The 19,000-nt window shown below is 66.9% G+C and carries 18 protein-coding genes and 1 tRNA gene; 5 read left to right on the forward strand and 14 right to left on the reverse strand.

From position 1 onward, the window contains the following. Positions 1 to 265 precede the first annotated feature (265 nt). The 12 genes from purL to O3684_RS06385 form a co-directional block, all read right to left on the reverse strand. Positions 266 to 2,623 (reverse strand): phosphoribosylformylglycinamidine synthase subunit PurL, encoded by a 2,358-nt coding sequence (purL, locus tag O3684_RS06330; RefSeq protein WP_500065732.1) that lies wholly within the window; start codon positions 2,621 to 2,623, stop codon positions 266 to 268. Between the two features lie 69 nt (positions 2,624 to 2,692). Further along, entirely contained in the window at positions 2,693 to 3,400 is a 708-nt protein-coding gene (gene purQ, locus O3684_RS06335; protein ID WP_500063433.1) for a phosphoribosylformylglycinamidine synthase subunit PurQ, read from the reverse strand. Next, positions 3,397 to 3,678: a phosphoribosylformylglycinamidine synthase subunit PurS gene (gene purS, locus O3684_RS06340; RefSeq protein ID WP_500065734.1), complete on the reverse strand. Its 282-nt coding sequence runs from the start codon at positions 3,676 to 3,678 to the stop codon at positions 3,397 to 3,399. The genes purQ and purS overlap by 4 nt, the downstream gene beginning before the upstream one ends. Before the next feature lie 64 nt (positions 3,679 to 3,742). Next, entirely contained in the window at positions 3,743 to 4,744 is a 1,002-nt protein-coding gene (locus O3684_RS06345) for a phosphoribosylaminoimidazolesuccinocarboxamide synthase (protein WP_500065736.1), read from the reverse strand. A gap of 19 nt (positions 4,745 to 4,763) precedes the next feature. After that, positions 4,764 to 6,098 carry a phosphoribosylamine--glycine ligase gene (gene purD, locus O3684_RS06350; RefSeq protein WP_500065738.1) on the reverse strand — a complete coding sequence of 445 codons (1,335 nt, stop codon included), beginning with the start codon at positions 6,096 to 6,098 and terminating at the stop codon, positions 4,764 to 4,766. Between the two features lie 92 nt (positions 6,099 to 6,190). Then, positions 6,191 to 7,153: a hypothetical protein gene (locus tag O3684_RS06355; RefSeq protein WP_500065739.1), complete on the reverse strand. Its 963-nt coding sequence runs from the start codon at positions 7,151 to 7,153 to the stop codon at positions 6,191 to 6,193. Next, entirely contained in the window at positions 7,143 to 8,177 is a 1,035-nt protein-coding gene (locus tag O3684_RS06360; protein ID WP_500065741.1) for a VWA domain-containing protein, read from the reverse strand. Before O3684_RS06360 ends, O3684_RS06355 begins: the two co-directional genes overlap by 11 nt. 1 nt (position 8,178) lies before the next feature. Then, on the reverse strand, positions 8,179 to 9,198 hold the full coding sequence (locus O3684_RS06365) for a vWA domain-containing protein (protein WP_500065743.1): 1,020 nt from the start codon (positions 9,196 to 9,198) through the stop codon (positions 8,179 to 8,181). Continuing rightward, positions 9,195 to 9,683, reverse strand: coding sequence for a hypothetical protein (locus O3684_RS06370; RefSeq protein WP_500063440.1), 489 nt, complete (start codon positions 9,681 to 9,683; stop codon positions 9,195 to 9,197). Before O3684_RS06370 ends, O3684_RS06365 begins: the two co-directional genes overlap by 4 nt. Beyond that, positions 9,673 to 10,566, reverse strand: a complete 894-nt coding sequence (locus O3684_RS06375; RefSeq protein WP_500063441.1) for a DUF58 domain-containing protein — start codon at positions 10,564 to 10,566, stop codon at positions 9,673 to 9,675. The genes O3684_RS06370 and O3684_RS06375 overlap by 11 nt, the downstream gene beginning before the upstream one ends. A 45-nt stretch (positions 10,567 to 10,611) precedes the next feature. Beyond that, positions 10,612 to 11,601 carry an AAA family ATPase gene (locus O3684_RS06380; protein ID WP_500063442.1) on the reverse strand — a complete coding sequence of 330 codons (990 nt, stop codon included), beginning with the start codon at positions 11,599 to 11,601 and terminating at the stop codon, positions 10,612 to 10,614. A 169-nt stretch (positions 11,602 to 11,770) separates the two neighbouring features. After that, positions 11,771 to 13,609, reverse strand: coding sequence for a phosphoenolpyruvate carboxykinase (GTP) (locus O3684_RS06385; protein ID WP_500065744.1), 1,839 nt, complete (start codon positions 13,607 to 13,609; stop codon positions 11,771 to 11,773). Between the two features lie 372 nt (positions 13,610 to 13,981). On the opposite strand from O3684_RS06385, the gene O3684_RS06390 reads away from it, so the two are divergent. The 4 genes from O3684_RS06390 (at position 13,982) to O3684_RS06405 (ending at position 16,752) form a co-directional block, all read left to right on the forward strand. After that, positions 13,982 to 14,614 (forward strand): DUF47 domain-containing protein, encoded by a 633-nt coding sequence (locus O3684_RS06390; RefSeq protein ID WP_500063445.1) that lies wholly within the window; start codon positions 13,982 to 13,984, stop codon positions 14,612 to 14,614. Positions 14,615 to 14,617: 3 nt separating this feature from the next. Then, positions 14,618 to 15,682, forward strand: a complete 1,065-nt coding sequence (locus tag O3684_RS06395; RefSeq protein ID WP_500063446.1) for an inorganic phosphate transporter — start codon at positions 14,618 to 14,620, stop codon at positions 15,680 to 15,682. Next, complete coding sequence (locus tag O3684_RS06400) at positions 15,682 to 16,122, forward strand: septum formation family protein (protein ID WP_500065746.1); 441 nt, start codon at positions 15,682 to 15,684, stop codon at positions 16,120 to 16,122. Before O3684_RS06395 ends, O3684_RS06400 begins: the two co-directional genes overlap by 1 nt. Before the next feature lie 180 nt (positions 16,123 to 16,302). Further along, positions 16,303 to 16,752 (forward strand): septum formation family protein, encoded by a 450-nt coding sequence (locus tag O3684_RS06405; RefSeq protein ID WP_500065747.1) that lies wholly within the window; start codon positions 16,303 to 16,305, stop codon positions 16,750 to 16,752. A gap of 47 nt (positions 16,753 to 16,799) precedes the next feature. Here O3684_RS06405 and O3684_RS06410 read toward each other — a convergent pair whose 3' ends face one another. Together O3684_RS06410 and O3684_RS06415 are read right to left on the reverse strand one after the other, a co-directional pair. Beyond that, on the reverse strand, positions 16,800 to 18,086 hold the full coding sequence (locus tag O3684_RS06410) for an NUDIX hydrolase (RefSeq protein WP_500065834.1): 1,287 nt from the start codon (positions 18,084 to 18,086) through the stop codon (positions 16,800 to 16,802). Between the two features lie 112 nt (positions 18,087 to 18,198). Then, entirely contained in the window at positions 18,199 to 18,828 is a 630-nt protein-coding gene (locus O3684_RS06415) for a hypothetical protein (protein ID WP_500065748.1), read from the reverse strand. Between the two features lie 31 nt (positions 18,829 to 18,859). Between O3684_RS06415 and O3684_RS06420 the strand changes: the two genes are divergently transcribed. Further along, positions 18,860 to 18,931: transfer RNA gene (locus tag O3684_RS06420), tRNA-Lys, on the forward strand. Positions 18,932 to 19,000 lie beyond the last annotated feature (69 nt).

Raw genomic sequence — 19,000 nt, forward strand, 5'->3', positions numbered from 1 at the left:
CAACGAGCCGACGCGCCGAGCTGAAAGCTCGCAGCGCGGACGGCGAGCGGGCGGGCAGGCCACGCGGCGGCCGGAAATCAGGCGGGTGAAGCAACGCCGGTAATCAGGCGGGTGAAGCAACACCGGAGCTCAGGCGGCACCCGGAACACCCGTGGGACCACAAGCAAAAACACGCAGGCGCCGACGGACAACAGACAAAGCACAGCACGGGGGCGCGAGCCCGCAGGCCCGCGCCCCCCTGACGCTACAACTCAGACGCGACTACTCAGAAGTACTTGCGTCCGGTCTCGCTCAGCTCGCGCAGCTCGTCGATCGAGGCGATCCAGCCGCAGCCCTCGCCCTCGGCGGCGAGCAGATCCACGCCGCTGATCGCGAGCATGTCGCCGCCCGTGGTGCCGATGCGCACGGCGTCCACGCCCTCGGCCTCGGCGGCCGCGAACACGGCCTTAACGGCCGCCTCGGGCACCGCGACGAAGGCGCGCGCCTGGGACTCAGACAGGAGCATCTCGTGGTCGCCGACGCAGTCGCGGCGGGCGGCCCCGGCAACGTCGAAGACGCCGCCGATGCCGAAGCGCAGCGCGGAGTCCACGAGGGACTGCACGAGGCCACCGTTGGACAGGTCGTGCGCGGCGCGCACGAGGGGCCGGCCGTCAGGGCCATCGGCGGCGCTCAGCGCGCGCACGACGTTACCGAGGGCGACCTCGGCCTTCAGGTCGACCTCGGGCGGCAGGCCGCCGAGGTGCGAGCGGGCGATGCGCGCCCACGCGGACCCGTCGAACTCCTCACGGGTGGTGCCCAGGAGGATGACGGCGAGGCCCTCTTCGGTGAAGCCGGAGGGGTTGGCGCGCGTGACGTCGGGGAGGATGCCGAGCATGCCGATGACGGGAGTCGGGTTGATCGACGAGTTCGGCAGGCCCTTCTCGGTGCCGGAGGAGTTGTACAGGGACACGTTGCCGCCGGTCACGGGGATCTCGAGCTCGATGCAGCCGTCCGCGAGCGCGGTCATGGCGGTCACCAGCTGCCACATGGCGTCCGTGTCTTCGGGGTTGCCGAAGTTTAGGCAGTCCGTGATGGCGACGGGTTCGGCGCCGACGACGGCGACGTTACGGTAGGACTCGGCGAGGGCCTGGCGGGCTCCCGCTGCCGGGTCGAGCTTGGTGTACCAGCCGTTCGCGTCCGTGGAGAGCGCGACACCCAGCCCAGTGGCCTCGTCGATGCGGATGACGCCCGCGTCGTCGGGCTGGGCCAGAGCGGTGTTGCCTTGCACGTAGCGGTCGTACTGGTCGGTGACCCACGCCTTGGAGGCCTGGTTGACGTCGGAGAGCACGGCGCGCACGTCGGCGATGAGTTCCTCGCGCGTGGCGGGGCGCGCAAGGTCCTCGGAGGTGGCGGCCTGCAGCTCGTCCTGCCACGCGGGGCGCGCGTAGGGGCGGTCGTAGACGGGCCCCTCGTGAGCGACGGTCTTCGGGTCGACGTCGACGATGCGGTGGCCGTGGTGGTCGATCGTGAGGCGGCCGTCGCCGGTCAGGTGGCCGATGACCGCTGCCTCGACGTCCCACTTGTCGATGATCTCGAAGAAGCGCTCGCGATCCTGCGGGGTCACGATCGCCATCATGCGTTCCTGGGACTCGCTCATGAGGATCTCGCCCGCGGTGAGCGTGGGGTCGCGCAGGAGCACGTTCTCGAGGTCGACGTGCATGCCGGAGTCGCCGTTCGAGGCCAGCTCGGAGGTGGCGCACGAGATGCCCGCGGCACCGAGGTCCTGGATGCCCTGGACGACGCCGGCCTCGAACAGGTCGAGGCAGCATTCGATGAGAACCTTCTCCATGAAGGGGTCGCCCACCTGGACGGAGGGGCGCTTGGCGGGCATGCCGTCTTCGAAGGTCTCGGAGGCGAGGATGGACGCGCCACCGATGCCGTCGCCGCCGGTGCGCGCGCCGAAGAGGACGACGAGGTTGCCTTCGCCGGTCGCGTTGGCCAGGTGGATGTCGTCGTGGCGCAGCTTGCCGATGCACAGCGCGTTGACGAGGGGGTTGCCCTGGTAGGAGGGGTCGAACTCGGTTTCGCCGCCGATGTTGGGCAGGCCCAGGCAGTTGCCGTAGCCGCCGACGCCGGAGACGACGCCGTGGACGACGCGCGCCGTGTCGGGGTGGTCGACGGTGCCGAAGCGCAGCTGGTCCATGACGGCGATCGGGCGGGCACCCATGGAGATGATGTCGCGGACGATGCCGCCCACGCCGGTGGCCGCACCCTGGTAGGGCTCGACGAAGGACGGGTGGTTGTGGGACTCCACCTTGAAGGTGACGGCCCAGCCGCCGCCGATGTCGACCACGCCGGCGTTCTGGCCCATGCCGACGAGGAGGTTCTTCCTCATGGCGTCGGTCGTGCGCGCGCCGAACTGTTCGGCGAGGTGCTTCTTGGAGGACTTGTAGGAGCAGTGCTCGGACCACATGACGGAGTACATGGCGAGCTCGGCGTTGGTGGGTCGGCGTCCGAGGATGTCGCAGATGCGCTGGTATTCGTCCTCTTTGAGGCCGAGTTCCTTCCAGGCCATGTCCTGGTCGGGGGTCGCGGCGGCGTTTTCGACGGTGTCGGGCAGCTCGCGGGTGTTTTCGGAGGTCATTCGTGTTTCCATTCGAAAGGTCTGGGACGAGGCCGGGGTTCCCTCACGGGTGAGGGCGCGGTGGCGTCGTCAGCCGACGAGGGATGCGAGGACGGAGTGGAAGATGCCCAGGCCGTCGGTGCCGCCGTGGTGGCTGGCACCATCGGGGCCGAGGGAGAGCGGGCCGAAGCCTGCTTCGGTCGCGTGCTCGGGGTGGGGCATGAGGCCGACGACGTTGCCCGAGGCGTTGGTGACGCCCGCGATGTCGTTGGCGCTTCCGTTGGGGTTGAAGTCGACGTAGCGGAACACGACGCGGCCTTCGCCCTCGAGTCGTTCGAGCTCGGCGGGGGATGCCTGGAAGTTGCCTTCACCGTTCTTGAGGGGCACGGTGATGGTGTCGCCGGCGCTGTAGGCGCGCGTCCACGCGGTGTCCGCGTTTTCGATGCGCAGCACCTGGTCGCGGCACAGGAACTTCTGGTGGTCGTTGCGGATGAGCGCGCCGGGCAGCAGGTGGGACTCGCACAGGACCTGGAAGCCGTTGCAGATGCCCAGGACGGGCAGGCCTCGTCCGGCCTCGCGCACGATTTCGCTCATGACGGGGGCGGTCGCGGCGATCGCGCCGCAGCGCAGGTAGTCGCCGTAGGAGAAGCCGCCGGGGATCACGACCGCGTCGACGCCGCGCAGGTCGGCGTCCTTGTGCCACAGGGACACGGCCTGCGCGCCAGCGATTTCCACCGCGCGGGCGGCGTCGCGGTCGTCGAGGGTGCCGGGGAAGGTGACGACTCCGACGCGGGTCACTGCACGCCTCCCGCGTAACGGGCGTCGGCCTCGTCGATAGCATCGACGCGCACGACATCCTCGATGATCGGGTTAGACAGGACCTCTTCGGCGGCCTTGCGGGCCTGCTCCAGGAGCTCGTCGGTGACGGGACCGTCCACGCTCAGGTGGAAGCACTTACCCTGGCGCACGGCCTCAAAGCTCGTGATTCCGAGCCTGGGCAGCGCCGAACCGACAGCCTTACCCTGGGGATCCAGGATTTCCGGCTTCGGCATCACTTCCACGATGATTCGCCCCACGGCGTTCCTCCTTGTGTTGTTGGTGAGGATCCCGCCGCGCATCTTGCCCGGCGGGCAAGTCTGTTTACAGGATGGGGTCCGACCCGGTGAGTCGGCGGTAGGCCTCGACGTAGCGCGCGGCGGTCGCAGCGGCGACGGAGTCGGGCAGCGCGGGCGGGTTGGCGCCCGAGGCACGGTCCCAGCCGGACTCGGCAGAGACCAGCCAATCACGCACGTACTGCTTGTCGAAGCTGGGGGTCACCTGACCCTCCACCCACTGGTCTGCGGGCCAGAAGCGCGAGGAGTCGGGCGTGAGGATCTCGTCCGCGAGCACGAGGGCTCCCGTGGTCACGTCGATGCCGAACTCGAACTTGGTGTCCGCGATGATGATGCCGCGCTGCGCGGCGATGTCGCGGGCAGCCTTGTACAGCGCGATGGACAGGTCGCGGATAGCGACCGCGAGCTCATCGCCGATGCGCTCGGCGGTCTGCCCGAAGGTGATGTTCTCGTCGTGCTCGCCCAGCTCGGCCTTCGCGGCGGGCGTGAAGATCGGCTCCTCGAGGCGCGAGGCCTCGGTCAGGCCCTCGGGCAGAGCGATGCCACACACGGAACCGGACTGGCGGTACTCGACCAGGCCGGAGCCGGTCAGGTAGCCGCGCACGACGCACTCGATGGGGATCATGTGCAGGCTGCGGCACACGACCGCGCGTCCGTCCACCTCGGCGGGAACCGTGAAGCGCGTGGGCTGTGCGCCCTCCAGGGCGCGCGAGGCCTCGGCCGGGGCCTTCGTGCCGACGGCCAGCAGGTGGTTTTCCGTGAGGGGACGCAGCTGGCCCATCCACCAGATGGCGAGCTGGTTGAGGACCGCGCCCTTGCCGGGGATCAGCGTCGGCAGCACGTAGTCGTAGGCGCTGATGCGATCCGACGTCACCATGAGCAGCGCCTCGGGGCCCGCCTTCGCGTGGCGGGGGCGTCCCGCCGGGGTGGGGGTCTGCGGCGCGGGGCCGACCACGGCCTCGTCGGGAGCGTAGATGTCGCGGACCTTGCCCGCGCTCAGCGGGGTCCAGCCGTGAAGGGTGACGGTCATAGTGCTCCTCAGTGGATTGTCAGTCAAGGGTGACGGCGAGGTCTGCGGGCCACGTCGCAATGTCGCTGCGATGGTGCTCCCCGTCGAAGTGGATGAGGTCGACGCCGCGGTAGGCGAGCGCGCGTGCCTCGTCGAGCGTGGCCGCGCGGGCGGTGACGTCGAGGACGCGGCCGCCGGAGTTCACGAGCGCGTAGGTCGGCTCGAAGCCGCAGCATCCGGCGGCGACGTCGGCCGGGTCGTCGGTGATCTCCTCGGAGGTGCCGGCGTGGATGACGTGGACGCCGTCCAGCGCCTCGGCCGCATCGATACCCGTGATCTGGTGTCCGGTATCAGTGGGACCCGGGTAGCCGCCCGAGGCCATGACTACCGTGACGGCGGCGTCCTGGCTCCACACGGGCGCGGGGACCTTCGCGAGGGTGCCGGTCGCGGCCGCGTACAGGATGGGGGCCAGCGGGGAGTCGAGACGCTCGAGGACAACCTGGGTCTCCGGGTCACCGAAACGCACGTTGAATTCGACGACGCGGATGCCCTTGGAGGTCATCGCGAGGCCGCAGTACAGGAGCCCGCGGAAGGGGGTGCCACGACGCGCCATCTCGGTGATGACGGGCTGGGCGACCTCGTCGACGATGCGCTGGGTGGCTTCCTCAGGCAACCACGGGAGCGGGCTATAGGCGCCCATGCCGCCCGTGTTCGGGCCCTCGTTGCCATCGCCCACGCGCTTAAAGTCCTGGGCGGGCTGCAGGGGCACGACGGTCGCGCCGTCGGCGAAACAGAAGAGGGAGACCTCGGGGCCGTCGAGGTAGTCCTCGATGACGACCGCTCCCCCGTCGCGCGACAGGCAGGCGCGCGCATGGTCCGAGGCCTGGGCGCGGTCGGTGGTCACGACGACGCCCTTGCCGGCGGCGAGCGCGTCATCCTTCACGACGTAGGGAGCACCCAGTTCGTCGAACGCGGCCTCGACCTGGTCCATCGTGGTGCACGTGAAAGCGCGAGCCGTCGCCACGCCGGCGTCGGCCATGACCTGCTTCGCGAACGACTTGGAGGCCTCGAGGCGCGCGGCGTCCTTCGTGGGGCCAAAGACGGGAATCCCGTAGTCCAGGACCGCGTCCGCGACGCCCGCGACGAGCGGAGCCTCGGGGCCGACGACCACGAGGTCGACTTTCTCGGACGTGGCGCGGCGCACGACGTCCTTCGGGTCCAGCGGATCCATGGTCAGGGAGCGACCCAGCTGCTCCAGCGCGGGGTTACCCGCCTGGACGACAAGCGACACGGGATGCTCAGGGGTGGACGTTCGAACAAGCGCACGGGCGATCGCGTGTTCGCGACCTCCGTTACCAACGAGAAGAACCTTCACGTTACCAGCCTATCGGTGTTTGACGACCACCTGGGCCGTCGTTGGGTTTTATGGGTGCACGTCACAGCGAAAGTGAGACGGGTTCGCGCCCCTCACCACGCGCCGTTCGGGTTGCCGTCGCGTTTGCCGTCCTGTGTGTCACGCTGATTCTGCTGTCTGTCTTTGTTCTGGTTTTCGAGCTGTTCCCTGCGTTCCTTTTGGTCCTGGGTTTCGCCCTCATAGGGGTTCTCGGAGGGGCTGGGGCTGGGCGTCGGATTCTCCTGCTGGCCCTGCTGGCCCTGCTGTTGCTGCTGGTCCTGCGATCCGCTCTGTCCCTGAGACTCTTCCTCGGTCTGCTGCTTCTTGTCCCCGACGCGTTCCTTGTTTTCGTCGGCGGGGTTGTTGGATTCACCGCCGGACTGCTGATCGGACTGTCCGCCGGACTGGTTCTGGTCGCCGGACTGGCCGCCTCCACCGGAGGCGGTCTGGCAGGGGGCGATCGTATCTTCGGCTTCCTGGTAGACGCTCACCGCGTCCGCGGTCGAGCCCGCGGCGCGCAGCTGGTCGCCCTGGATCTCCAGTCCGATGCCGAGATTGACGCGCACGCGACACTCGTAGGAGAAGGGTTCGAGGCGACCGGGCTGAACCTCGGTGGCCTTGGGGACGAGGTCGAAGGCAGTACGCAGTTCCGCCACGCCCTCGTCCACGCGATCCTGGCGCACGAGCGTGGTGCCGAGGTTGTAGTGGGCCACCCAGGCCTCGATACCGATACCGGTCCACGTTCGCTGTCCCTCGTAGCCAGCCTGCGCAGCCTCGTAGTCCTGAGCTTTCCAGTGCTTCAACGACGACTGCGACCAGAGCGTCAGACCGATCAGGTACCCGGCGATCGCCAGGGCGATCACGAGAATCGGGATGGAGTACCACAGTGGGCGCAGCGCGCGCGGGGAGCGCTGTACTTTCTGTTTGCCGTTGGTGGCCTGGCCGAGCTGCTCGCGGACCGAGGAATCGACCGGGCTGCCCGTGAGGGCACCGAAAGGCAGGAGGTCCTCTTCGGGCAGGTTGTTTTTAGAGGGCATGCGAATTCCTCAGCTGTTGAGCGCGCAGCGCCAGGGTGGCGCCCTCCCACGCGAGGAGTCCCCCCAGCAGGAGCGCGAACGGCCAGATGATGTAACGGTACGTGTCTTTCATGTTGCGCTGCTCGGAGATCTCCGACGCGCTGTCCATGATGGTGCGCGCGTGGGACTCGATCGCCGACTTGTCGGGCGAGTGCACGTAGTCGACGCCGATGCGCGATGCGACCGATTGCAGGGCCGCCTCGTCGATCTTTGAGATCGCAACCGGATTACCGGGCTTGGACAGGTCGTGGATGTAGCCGTCGTCACCCGCGCTCTGCGATTCGCTGTTGCCTAGGCGCAGCGCCTTCATCGGCCCGCCCGTTTCAGTGCCGTAGCCGATGACGAGGCCACCGTCGGCGTACTCCTTGACGCGGTCCCAGTCCTCCTCGGACCCGCTCGGCGCGCTCGACCAGTGATCCTGGTTCGAGGTCTCGCCGTCGGAGAAGACGAAGACGACGCGCAGATTCTGGGGGTGGCGTTCCTTGTTCTTGGCGAGAAGGTCTGCCAGGTCCGCGGCGGGGCGGTTGATCGACGATCCCTGGGAGGATGAGGACAGCTCTCGGTTGAAGCTCTCCATGTACGAGGCAACGGCCGACGAGTCGGTCGTCAGCGGCATGTCGATGTGCACCGAGGAGTCCCACGTGAGGATCGAGAAGCGGGAACCCGCCATGGAGTTCATGAGGATGGCGACGTCATTGCGCACGCCGTCGATGCGCGGCTTGGATCCGTCCCAGTCCTCTGCAGCCATCGAGCCGGTACGGTCGATGACGAGGTAGACCTCGAGGGCCGACGAAACTTCGACTGCCTCACCAGGAATCGACGGACCGGCACCCATGACGATGACGATCAGGACGATCAGCGAGCGGCGGATCACGTCCATGACGCGCTTGCGGGCTGCGCGCTTGGCGGACAGGAATACGAAAGTCACGCCAATCGCCAGGATCAGAACCAACAACACCGGGTGGATAACAGGGCGAAAAATCATGTCAGAGCCTCCCGAAAGCGAGCAGACCGAGCAGGGACAGGACACCGACGATGGTCCAGCCGAGGGCGGCGCCCGGGCGGTCGGTTTCCACGAGCTTGCCCGCGGAATCGAGTTCTTCCTTCTGCTCGGATTCGATCTGCCGAACGACGTCATCGACGGCAGAGGGGGAGGATGCGTCGTAGAACTCGCCGCCGGTGGACTTGACCTGGTCGCGCAGCTCCACGCCCTCATCCTTCATCCCGTACTTTGACCCCGGGTACAGGACCGAGACGGTCACTCCCTGGCTCTTCGCGAATTCGATGGCCTCGGACAGGTTGTAGATACCCTCGCCGAACACCTCGTTGTCGGTCGCGAGCAGGATCGTACGCGAACGTTCCTTGTCGGTGTGGTCGAAACCGAGCACGCAGGAGGCCAGGCCATCACCGACCAGCGAGGCACGACGCTCGTCGTCGTTGGCGAGCGTCGGCTTGAGGTAGGCCTCGAGTTCCTTGGTGACGTAAATGTTCTGGCCGATTTGACTGTATCCACGGTCGATCTGATCGGCCATCTCCGTAAGCACGTCGTCGGCCATCTCGTAGTCGTCTGTCAGAGGGAACATCGTCATCGAGTAGGCATTCCACAGCTGCAGCGAGATTCGCTCACCCTCGAAGTGGGAAATGATCTGCTTGAACGCGTCACCGATCTCCGAGTCGTAGGGGAGCATCGATCCGGAGGCGTCCAGGCACAGGATGATGTCACGGCTCGACGACTTGTCGTACTTGGTGTAGCGGTCGACGGGCGCACCCGCGGAGACCGCCGCCGCGATGACGGCGATGATGAAGCAGACGACAGCCATCGACAGGGACGCGCGCGTGCGGCGCACGAGTGCCTGATACTTGGGCAGGCCACGCAGGAAGCCGGTGTTGGCCACCCAGCCTTTCTTGCCCGAGCGTTCGCCGGCCCGACGTGCGAGCATCCATCCGAGGACGGTCGCCGCCGCGACGACCAGGAGGACGACGGGGATAAGCCACCCGAACCTCATACGTTCACCGCCTCCACAGCCATGGTCAGGACCCGGGTGACAGCCTCGTGCGAGGGCTGCCCCTGCGGGATGTTGTCGCCCGTGAAACTGGGGACTTCACAGGCCTGAAGGATGTCGGCCAGGCCCGGCCACACGGGGACGAGCTCGCGTACCTCGGACACGGTCGCCACCTCGAGGTCACGCCCCGTACGCTCTGTGCCGAGTGCACGCATGAGGCCCGCGAGCGCGAGGTGCACGCCGCGCGCATCCAGATCTCCGTCGGCGTAGCGGTCCGCGATCTGATCGATGAAAGTCAGGTACTTCTTGCGGCGCGCGTCCGTAATTGTTTGCAGTTCCATGACCTCGCCGATGCGCGAGGTCCACCAGCGCCACACGCTGTACAGGATCCACCCAAGCACGGCGACCACGATCGCCAGGCCGAGGACCCACATCCAGTTCGGATAGATGACGGGGTCCAGCAGGTTATCTTTGATGTCACCGGACATGTGCGCCCCTTTCGAGAGCGCGCATGAGGGCGCGCGGCACTTCTTCACTGGACGAAACATCCACGTGGATGACCCCCCTCTTATCAAGCATCTGGGTCACTGCCGCGCGTCGCATCGCCATCACGTTGGCGGCTTCACCCGACAGTTGGTTGTCGCGCAGCAGGAAGTCGGGGAGCGGTCCCTCGTTCACATCGACGACATTCGTGCCCGTGTCTAGGGATGTCGGATCGATGTCAGCCACGCAGATCTGCATGACCTGGTGGCGTACCGACAGCGATTTAATAAGATCGTCGGACACGCGCGTGGGCTCCGGCTGGGTCGCATCCGTGATGATCACCATGAGGCTTCGCCGCTGGGTCACGGTGCGGGCGCGCGCCAGGAGCTTGGGCACGTCCGAGTGAGGCGAGGACAGGGTGATGTCCTCCTCGATGCGGCGCATCACGGTCTCGGCGTGGGCGTTGCCCGAGCGGGCGGGCATGAAGCGCACGCGCTGCGAATCCCCGGCGACGAGGCCAATCTGGTCTCCTCGGGCGACGCTCAGCCAAGCGATCGCCTCGCACGCCGTCAACGCCACCTCTTCCTTCGTCTCCCCCGAGGGTGCCAGCGCACCCATCTCACGTCCCGTGTCAACGACGAGCATGACCTGCAGGTTAGCCGTCGCCTCGCGCCGCTTAATCACCGGCGACCCCGTGCGCGCGGTTGCCGCCCAATCGATGGAACGAACATCGTCGCCCGCCTGGTAGGGAGCCAAGTCCATGAACTCCCAGCCGCGTCCCTGCCGCAACGCAGAGTGCTGGCCGTCCATGATGGACAGCAGCTTGCGCATGACGGGCAGCTGGATGCGCGACGAGAGCGAGTGGATTTCGCGCGAGCGTACAGGCATGACGTTCCTTCAGACAATCAACTGGCGTGTGGGACCGAGGGTTCTTTACGGAACGGGAACCGCGTTGAACACGGCATCAATGAGGCCCTCAATGGACACGTTGTCGGCGAGCGCGTCGAATGTACGGATGATGCGGTGGCGCAGGATGCCGTAACGCATCGCCTTAATGTCGTCGGGCATCACATGGTTGCGGCCGGACATGAGGGCGATTGCCTGGGAGATCTGCATGAGCGCAATGCTGCCACGCGGGGACGCGCCGACGCGCACGTGCTTGTTCCAGCCCGGCAACGGGTTGGGACCGGCACCTCGCGTCGTGTTCACGATGTCCACGATGTAGGCCTTGAGGGTCTCGTGGACGAACACTCGGCGGCAGGCATCCTGCAGGGTGAGCACGTCGGGCAAAGTGATCGGCGTCGCCGACGACTTCGCTGCGATCTGGCCATTGTCGATACGCGTCAGAACCTCGAGTTCCTCGACCGGCGTCGGATACGTGATGACCTCCTTGAGGAGGAAACGGTCCATCTGCGCCTCGGGCAGCACGTAGGTGCCCTCTTCTTCGATGGGGTTCTGCGTGGCCATGACCATGAAGGGGCTGGGCAGCTTGTGGTTGACGCCGCCGATCGTGGTCTGGCGTTCCTGCATAGCCTCCAGCATGGCGGACTGGGTCTTCGCCGATGAACGGTTGATCTCGTCCATGAGGACCATGTTCGCGTGGACGGGACCCAGCTGAGTGACCATCTCGCCGCGTTCCTGGTTCCAGATCTGCGAGCCGACGATGTCGTTGGGCATGAGGTCGGGCGTGCACTGGATACGGTGGAAGGTACCAGAGACCGCAGACGCGAGTGTCTGTGCGGCGGTCGTCTTCGCGAGGCCGGGGACGGATTCGACCAGCACGTGGCCGCCCGCGAGCAGCGCGGCGGTCAACGCGCGGCGCAGACCTTCCTGGCCGACGACGGTGTGCTGGAAAATATCGTTCATACGATCGAGCAGCCCCTTGGCGTGGGCCAGCTCTTCGTTGGTCAAGTAGTTGGGCACGGGCTCTCCTTGCGTGCGCGGTCGGATGCTATCTCAGTGTAGCCGTCTCGGGTCCCGCACACGCAATCCGGTCAGTTTTCGCGTAGATATCAACGAGGCGCAGAAACGTGTAAAGAAAAGGGGCGAGCCCCGGAGTTTCCTCCGGGGCTCGCCCTCAGATCCGCGCGGATCAGGCCTGCTTCGCGGCGGCGATGCGCTCGCGGAACTTGGCCAGCTGCTCGGTGATGGCGGCGGGGAGCTTGTCGCCGAACTGCGAGAAGTACTCCTCGGTGTCGTCCATCTCGGCGGCCCAGGCGTCGGGGTCGATCGCGAAGAGCTTCGCCCAGACGGTCTCATCGATGTCCAGGCCGTCGAGGTTGAAGTCCTCGAACTTCGGGTAGCGGCCGGTCACGCCGTCGATGGCCTCGACCTCGCCGGCGGCGCGGCGAACGATCCAGTCCAGGACGCGGGCGTTGTCGCCGTAGCCGGGCCACATGAAGTTGCCGTCTTCGTCCTTGCGGAACCAGTTGACCTGGTAGACCTTCGGGAAGCCCTCGCCGAGCTTGTCCTGCATCTCCAGCCAGTGGCCCCAGTAGTCGGCCATGTTGTAGCCGCAGAAGGGCAGCATGGCGAAGGGGTCGTGGCGCAGCGAACCGGCCTTGACGTCGGTCGCGGCAGCGGTGACCTCGGAGGCCACGGAGGCACCGATGAACACGCCGTGGGCGGGCTCGTACTGCTCGGCGACCAGCGGGACGTTGGTGGCGCGGCGGCCACCGAAGAGGACGGCGTCAACCGCGACGCCCTCGGGGGCTTCCCAGTCGGGGCAGATGATCGGGCACTGCGAGGCGGGGACGGTGAAGCGGCTGTTCGGGTGAGCAGCCTTCTCGCCGGACTCGGGGGTCCAGTCGTTGCCGTGCCAGTCGATCAGGTGCGCCGGAACGTCACCGTCGATGCCTTCCCACCACACGTCACCGTCGTCGGTCAGGGCGACGTTCGTGAAGATGGAGTTGGCCTTGCCGGTCTCCATGGCCATGGGGTTGGTCTTGTAGGAGGTGCCGGGGGCGACGCCGAAGAAGCCGGCCTCGGGGTTGATGGCGCGCAGGCGGCCATCCGGGCCCGGGCGCATCCACGCGATGTCGTCGCCGACGGTCTCGACCTTGTAGCCGGGGATCGTGGGCTGGAGCATGGCGAGGTTGGTCTTGCCACAGGCCGACGGGAAGGCGGCGGTGACGTGGAACTGCTGGCCGGTGGACTCGCGGGTCAGGCGCAGGACGAGCATGTGCTCGGCCATCCAGCCGTCACGGCGGGCCATCGTCGAGGCGATACGCAGGGCGAAGCACTTCTTGCCGAGCAGGGCGTTGCCGCCGTAACCCGAACCGAAGGACCAAATCTCGTTGGTCTCGGGGAAGTGGGTGATGTACTTCTCGTCGTTGCAGGGCCAGGAGGAGTCTTCCTGACCGGGCTCCAGGGGAGCGCCGACGGAGTGAACGGCGGGAACCCACACGCGACCCTCGTTGATGAGGTCCATGGCAGCAGCACCCATGCGGGTCATGATGCGCATGTTGACGACAACGTAGGGAGAGTCGGTGATCTCAACACCGAGCTGGGAGATGGGGCCGCCGAGGGGACCCATGGAGAAGGGCACCACGTACATGGTGCGGCCCTTCATGGCACCCGTGAACTTCTCGTGCAGGGTGGCCTTCATTTCCTTGGGGTCGGCCCAGTGGTTCGTCGGGCCGGCGTCCTCTTCCTTCTCACAGCAGATGAAGGTACGGGACTCAACACGCGCAACGTCGGACGGCTTGGAACGAGCGAGGAAGGAGTTCGGGCGCTTCTCCTCGTTGAGCTTGGTGAACATGCCGCTCTCGACCATCTGAGAGGTCAGGCGATCCCACTCCTCCTGGGAGCCGTCGCAGAACTCGATGGCGTCAGGGGTGGTCAGCTCAGCAATTTCAGCAACCCACTTGACGACATCTTCGGGAGCGTTGGCCGGAGCCGCTGCACGCACGTCCTGTTCAGTCACGGACATTTTGCCTCCTGAGGCATTTTGGATTGTCGAGGCCGCGTCTGCGTCCCCGATTGACATAATCAATCATGCCGGACCCCTCGCCCGCGCTTACGGGCGCTTGGTCCCGGTCACACCACAATCGTAGTCGAACGAGTCACACACCGCCCGGCCGACAGGGACCTTCAACCCACCCCTGGGCCGCCACGCTTCGTGCTCAACCCAGCCCAGACCTCGTGAATGAGACGGAAGTCAGCCCACCACCGCTCTCCGTGAGATAGACCACCAGATATGGGGTCACAAATCCATCACTGAACTTGAAGTCTCACCGCCCCATGACCGACGATTGCAGGTAGCACAACAGTGCTGTTCACCATTGGAAGGACCGAATACACCATGGGATTCCGAAACAAGACCCAAGGCCCTGACTTTTTTGAAGACTTCACCTCCCAGGCCCGCCAGCTCGTGCAGGCCGTCGAATTCCTGACGCACATCTACGCCGCCTCCCCGGAGGAGCGCATCGCCCTGCGCGATCAGCTCCACGAGGTCGAGCACCGCGGCGACGAGCTGAACCACGCGATCGTCCAGCGCATCAACTCCTCGTTCATCACGCCTTTCGACCGCGAGGACCTGCAGTCGCTGGCGTCCCACCTGGATGATTGCCTCGACTTCATCGACGAGGCCGGCGATCTCCTGGTCGTCTACGGCATCGCCGACATCCCCTCCTCCCTGGTCTCCTTGCTGAACACACAGATCGAGGTCATCAAGCACTGCGCGGACCTCACCGCCGAGAACATGCCCAAGCTCAAGTCGCCCGTGGACATGCGCGACTACTGGATCGAGATCAACCGCCTCGAAAACGAGGGCGACCTGGCCTACCGCCGCACGCTGACCGCCCTGTTCGACTCCGGCCTCGACCCGGTCACGATCATCAAGCTCAAGGACATCGTCCAGGGCCTCGAGTCCTGCGCCGACGCGTTCGAGGAGCTGGCCAACGTCATCGAGTCCCTCGCACTGAAGGAATCCTGAGCCGTGGATCTGAATCTGATCCTCGTCGTCGTCGTCATCGCCGTCGCGCTGTTCTTCAGCTACACGAATGGCTTCCACGACGCGGCGAACGCGATCGCGACCTCCGTGTCGACACGCGCGTGGACTCCCCGCGCGGCGCTCCTCATGGCCGCGGCGATGAACATCATCGGCGCCATGATGGGCACGGCCGTCGCCAAGACGGTCGGTAAGGGCATCATTTCGATCAGCGACTACGCCGAGTCTCCACTGCCAGCGATGCAGCAAAAGGGCCTGGTCATCATCCTGGCCGCCCTGCTGGGCGCCTGCATCTGGAACCTGATCACCTGGTGGTTTGGCCTGCCGTCGTCCTCCTCACACGCCCTCATCGGTGGTATGGCGGGCGCCGGCCTCATGAGCGGCACGGTCGTTTACTGGTGGGGCATCATGAGCCACGTCGTGATCCCGATGTTCGCCTCCCCCATCATCGGTTTCATCGTCGGCTACATCGTCATGAAGTTCGTGCTGTCGCTGCTGCGCAAGGCGCAGTATCACCGCACGATGCGTCGCTTCCGCGCCGCGCAGCGCATCTCCTCGGCTGCGATGGCCCTGGGCCACGGCATCCAGGACGCGCAGAAGACGATGGGCATCATCGTCATGGCGCTGATGGCTGGCGGTTACGGCGAGCACCACAACATCCTCGATCCGATCACGGGCGAGATGAACGTGCCTCTGTGGGTGAAGATCTCGAGCGCTCTGGCGATTTCGCTGGGTACCATGGCCGGCGGTGGGCGCATCATGCGCACCATTGGCCGCAAGATCATCGACCTGGATCCGGCTCGCGGCTTCACCGCCGAGGCCGTGTCCGCCTCGATCCTGTACCTGTGCTCCTACGTCATCCACGCCCCCATCTCGACGACGCAGGTCGTGTCGACGGCGATCATGGGCGTGGGTTGCACGAAGCGTTTCTCCGCGGTTCGCTGGGGCGTCGCGGGCAGCATCGTCACCGCGTGGTTCCTCACGCTGCCGGCCGCGGCCGTCGTGTCTGGCATCGTGTACCTCGTCGTGGCGCTTCCCCTGGGGGTTCACTAGTGGCTTCCCGTCGTCTCGTCGGCCTGGTCGCCGTCATTGGTGTTCTTGCCGCCCCGCTCGCCGCGTGCTCGGATTCGTCCGTCATGCACATGCGGGTGGGCCAGTGCATCCTCCTGCCGGAGGGCTCGGAGGAGACCACGGCGACCACTCTCGAGACGACCGGCTGCACGCACGAGCATGACGCCGAGGTCTTCCATATCGACACGGTTGCCGACGGGGATTTCCCGGGGGCGGACGAGCTCAACAGGCAGGCCGAGTCAATGTGCATCTCGGCGTTTGACGAGTACGTGGGTGCGGACTACCTGACGTCATCGCTGGATGCGACGTGGATGATCCCGACGAAGGATTCGTGGGCGCACAAGGACCGCACGATCGTGTGTCTGGCTCGTCCGCTGGATCATTCAAAGCTGACTCAGTCTGTGCGCGACTCCGGCATGTGACCCGGTTTCTACGCGCGCTCGTGGCGGCTCGACTTGTGCCGGGCCGCCACCGCTTTTATCCCTGCGACCTGCACCTTGTATAGTGTCACCATCGACACCGAAGTCCTACCGGACAGTCAGCGTCGCCATCCCGTGGGCATTACATCCCATCGGCCACGGCCCCATCACCCAAGGAGCATCATGTCCCGCATTTCTACCCGCACTCTTGCGCTCGCGTCGTCCGTCGCAGCCCTGTCCATGACTCTGTCCGCCTGCTCCCTGCTGGGCGGCAATACCTCGGCGTTCAAGGTCGAGGTCGGTCAGTGCGTGCAGCTGCCGAACGGCAGCACCGTCTCGCGCGTCGAGGTCGTCGAATGCACCTCCGAGCACGACGGCGAGGTCTACCACATCGAAAAGCTCACTGACGGCGAGCGCCCCTCCGACTCCGCGCTCAACGATCGCATGACCGAGGTCTGCACCGCCACCTTCGAGGGATACGTGGGCGCCGCCTACGACGACTCCGACTTGGAGATCACGACGATGTTCCCGACGGAGGCGAGCTGGAAGCTGGGCGACCGCGACATCGTGTGCATCGCGATTTCGAATGACGGTGAGAAGCTGTCGCAGTCCGTGAAGGACTCCGGCATGTGACCTGCGCTCGTGCGCTCTGATGGCGGCTCGGCTTGTGCCGGGTCGCCTCAGTGCTTCTTGGAGGCCTTGCGCGCGTGGGTGGCGGGGTTCTTCGTGGTGACGCCGTGCGTTTCGAGGGCTGCGACGACCGGCCCATCGGGACCGTGCTCGACGTGTGCGACGAGGACCTGGCCGTGCCTCAGACACGGGGCCTCGCTGCCGGCGACGGGAGCCGACGCGTAGGCGCGGATCTCCTCGATGATGGCGTCGCGAGCCGTTCCCGCGACCGACAGGACCGTGGGGGACGCGTGCTCGCGCAGGCGCTCGGCCGCGAAAGCGCGGACGCGTCCGAGGCGTGCCTCGGCGTCGATCTGCGCATCCGAGCCGGAGGCGATGAGGTCGAGGGAGTCGACGAGCGTCACCGAGCCCCCACCCATCGAAGCCCAGGGCGTGAGGCTCTGGCGCGCGCGGGCGGCAGGAGAGGCGAACGCGCGGGCGACGCCGAAGCTCGAGAGCAGGTCGATGAGGTCGAACGCCTGGCGCACGCCGAATCGGCTGAGCGGCGGGTCGACGGGTTCGCGCGCAGCCTCGGCCTTCTTCGCCGAGGCCTGCTCCACCTGGGCGGCCCTCCTGGCCGCGGCGGACGCGACCATCGCGGGGGTCGGCGCGGGGCGAGGCTGAGCAGGTGCCACGGCCGCCCCGGGCACGGCGGAACCGCCGGAAGATACGGAAGAACCGGACGACGCGGAGCCGCCGGACGACGCGGAAGGCGACGCGGAAGCGTGGGCGTCCCCGGCCTCGTCGAGGTGCGGGGGCTCGCCCTGCCCGGGATGCAGGACGAGAAGCGTCGTGGTCACGAGTCGGCCTTCGCGGGCGCGGGCGACGATGTCGGCGAGGAGGCGGCGGTCGCCTCGGCGCGTGAGCATGTCTGCGGCGCGCTCGGGCGAGGTCCACGCGGTCTGGTCGATTTCGGTGCGCGGGGCGCGCGCGACGGGGGCGCGCAGGCGCTCGGAGGCGTGACCTGTGGGGACGGGCGTGCCCACCCAGTAGTGGACTTCCTTGGTCTGCCCGCCGCCCAGGCGGTAGCGCTGGGTCGTCAGGGGCGCGCCGAGCGTGACGACCTGTCCGGTCTCCTCCTCAACTTCGCGCACGGCGGCGGCGACGAGGGATTCACCGTTTTCGGTCTTGCCCTTGGGCCAGGACCAGTCGTGGTAGCGCGGCCGGTGGACCATGAGGACTTCGATGTCCGAGGGGTCGATGGGCTCGCCGGGGACGGCGACGCGCGCGGGGTCCGTGAAGCGCCAGACGAGTGCGCCCGCGGAGCGAACGAGTCGCTGGGGGCGTGGGGCTGGCATCGGGCGCATAGAGAATAGGGTAGTCGCCCGGGCGCGTCCGTGCCCTGGTGGGCGCGCCACGTCACCCCGGGTCACGCCCGGTGTGAGGCACCCCGGCCTCGGCGGCGAGGGGTCAGTCGAGGGTGCCGACGGCCGCCTCGCGCGCGGCGACGTCGAGCTCGTCGGCGGTGACCAGCAGCGCACAGTGGCGCATGGTGACGCGGTGGGCGAGGGGGTCCGAGGGGTCTTCGATCCACAGGGCCCCGGCCTCGCCGGCGGCGAGCACGCGCATCGCCCGCGACGCCTGGGCTAGCACGTACTCGAGGTCGTCGTCGGTCAGGTCGCCGCGCAGCAGCGAGTCGATTTCCTCCATGATGAGGCTGAGGGGGCGCAGCTCGACGGGGGCCTCGAGGCCCTGGATGATGGGCGCGCGCATCCCGTCGGCGTAGCGCTCGGCCACGAGAAGCGGGTCGCGGTGGTACCACTCGTGCAGCAGGTAGACGCGCCACAGCGCACCGGGGAGGGTGAATTCGGGGCTGCGCGACCACACGTGCGCGATCGTATCCACGCCGCGGGTGCGCACGGTCTCGCGCAGGCGCGCGACGTCGGCGTCGGTGAAGGTCTCGTCTCCCACGCCCATGAGGGCCCAGGCGGCGGTGTGCGCAACGGCGGCGGTGGCCGCGGGATCTTCGTCGCCGACGATGGCCTCAGCCCGGGCTGCGTCGAGCATGGCGGGGCGTCGCGGCATCTTCGATTGGGCCATGGGGACTTCTTCCTCCTACAATGGGACTGATGGGCCTATAGCTCAATGGTAGAGCAGCGGACTTTTAATCCGTAGGTTGGGGGTTCGAGTCCCCCTGGGCCTACTGGTCGCCTCGGAATGTTCCGGGGCGTTCACGCTATCTGCGGGCGCGCGCCCGCGCTGGAGGTGCAGC

The organism is Pauljensenia sp. 20925_1_27, from assembly GCF_041432835.1.
Taxonomy (GTDB): Bacteria; Actinomycetota; Actinomycetes; order Actinomycetales; family Actinomycetaceae; genus Pauljensenia.

What these genes read in the sequence shown, in the direction of transcription:
- purL (WP_500065732.1), bottom strand. Translation starts at nt 2,623, where the DNA reads ATGACCTCCGAAAACACCCGCGAGCTGCCCGACACCGTCGAAAACGCC.
- O3684_RS06345 (WP_500065736.1), bottom strand. Translation starts at nt 4,744, where the DNA reads ATGACCGTCACCCTTCACGGCTGGACCCCGCTGAGCGCGGGCAAGGTC.
- O3684_RS06355 (WP_500065739.1), bottom strand. Translation starts at nt 7,153, where the DNA reads ATGCCCTCTAAAAACAACCTGCCCGAAGAGGACCTCCTGCCTTTCGGT.
- O3684_RS06360 (WP_500065741.1), bottom strand. Translation starts at nt 8,177, where the DNA reads ATGATTTTTCGCCCTGTTATCCACCCGGTGTTGTTGGTTCTGATCCTG.
- O3684_RS06365 (WP_500065743.1), bottom strand. Translation starts at nt 9,198, where the DNA reads ATGAGGTTCGGGTGGCTTATCCCCGTCGTCCTCCTGGTCGTCGCGGCG.
- O3684_RS06370 (WP_500063440.1), bottom strand. Translation starts at nt 9,683, where the DNA reads ATGTCCGGTGACATCAAAGATAACCTGCTGGACCCCGTCATCTATCCG.
- O3684_RS06375 (WP_500063441.1), bottom strand. Translation starts at nt 10,566, where the DNA reads ATGCCTGTACGCTCGCGCGAAATCCACTCGCTCTCGTCGCGCATCCAG.
- O3684_RS06385 (WP_500065744.1), bottom strand. Translation starts at nt 13,609, where the DNA reads ATGTCCGTGACTGAACAGGACGTGCGTGCAGCGGCTCCGGCCAACGCT.
- O3684_RS06390 (WP_500063445.1), top strand. Translation starts at nt 13,982, where the DNA reads ATGGGATTCCGAAACAAGACCCAAGGCCCTGACTTTTTTGAAGACTTC.
- O3684_RS06405 (WP_500065747.1), top strand. Translation starts at nt 16,303, where the DNA reads ATGTCCCGCATTTCTACCCGCACTCTTGCGCTCGCGTCGTCCGTCGCA.
- O3684_RS06410 (WP_500065834.1), bottom strand. Translation starts at nt 18,086, where the DNA reads ATGCCAGCCCCACGCCCCCAGCGACTCGTTCGCTCCGCGGGCGCACTC.
- O3684_RS06415 (WP_500065748.1), bottom strand. Translation starts at nt 18,828, where the DNA reads ATGGCCCAATCGAAGATGCCGCGACGCCCCGCCATGCTCGACGCAGCC.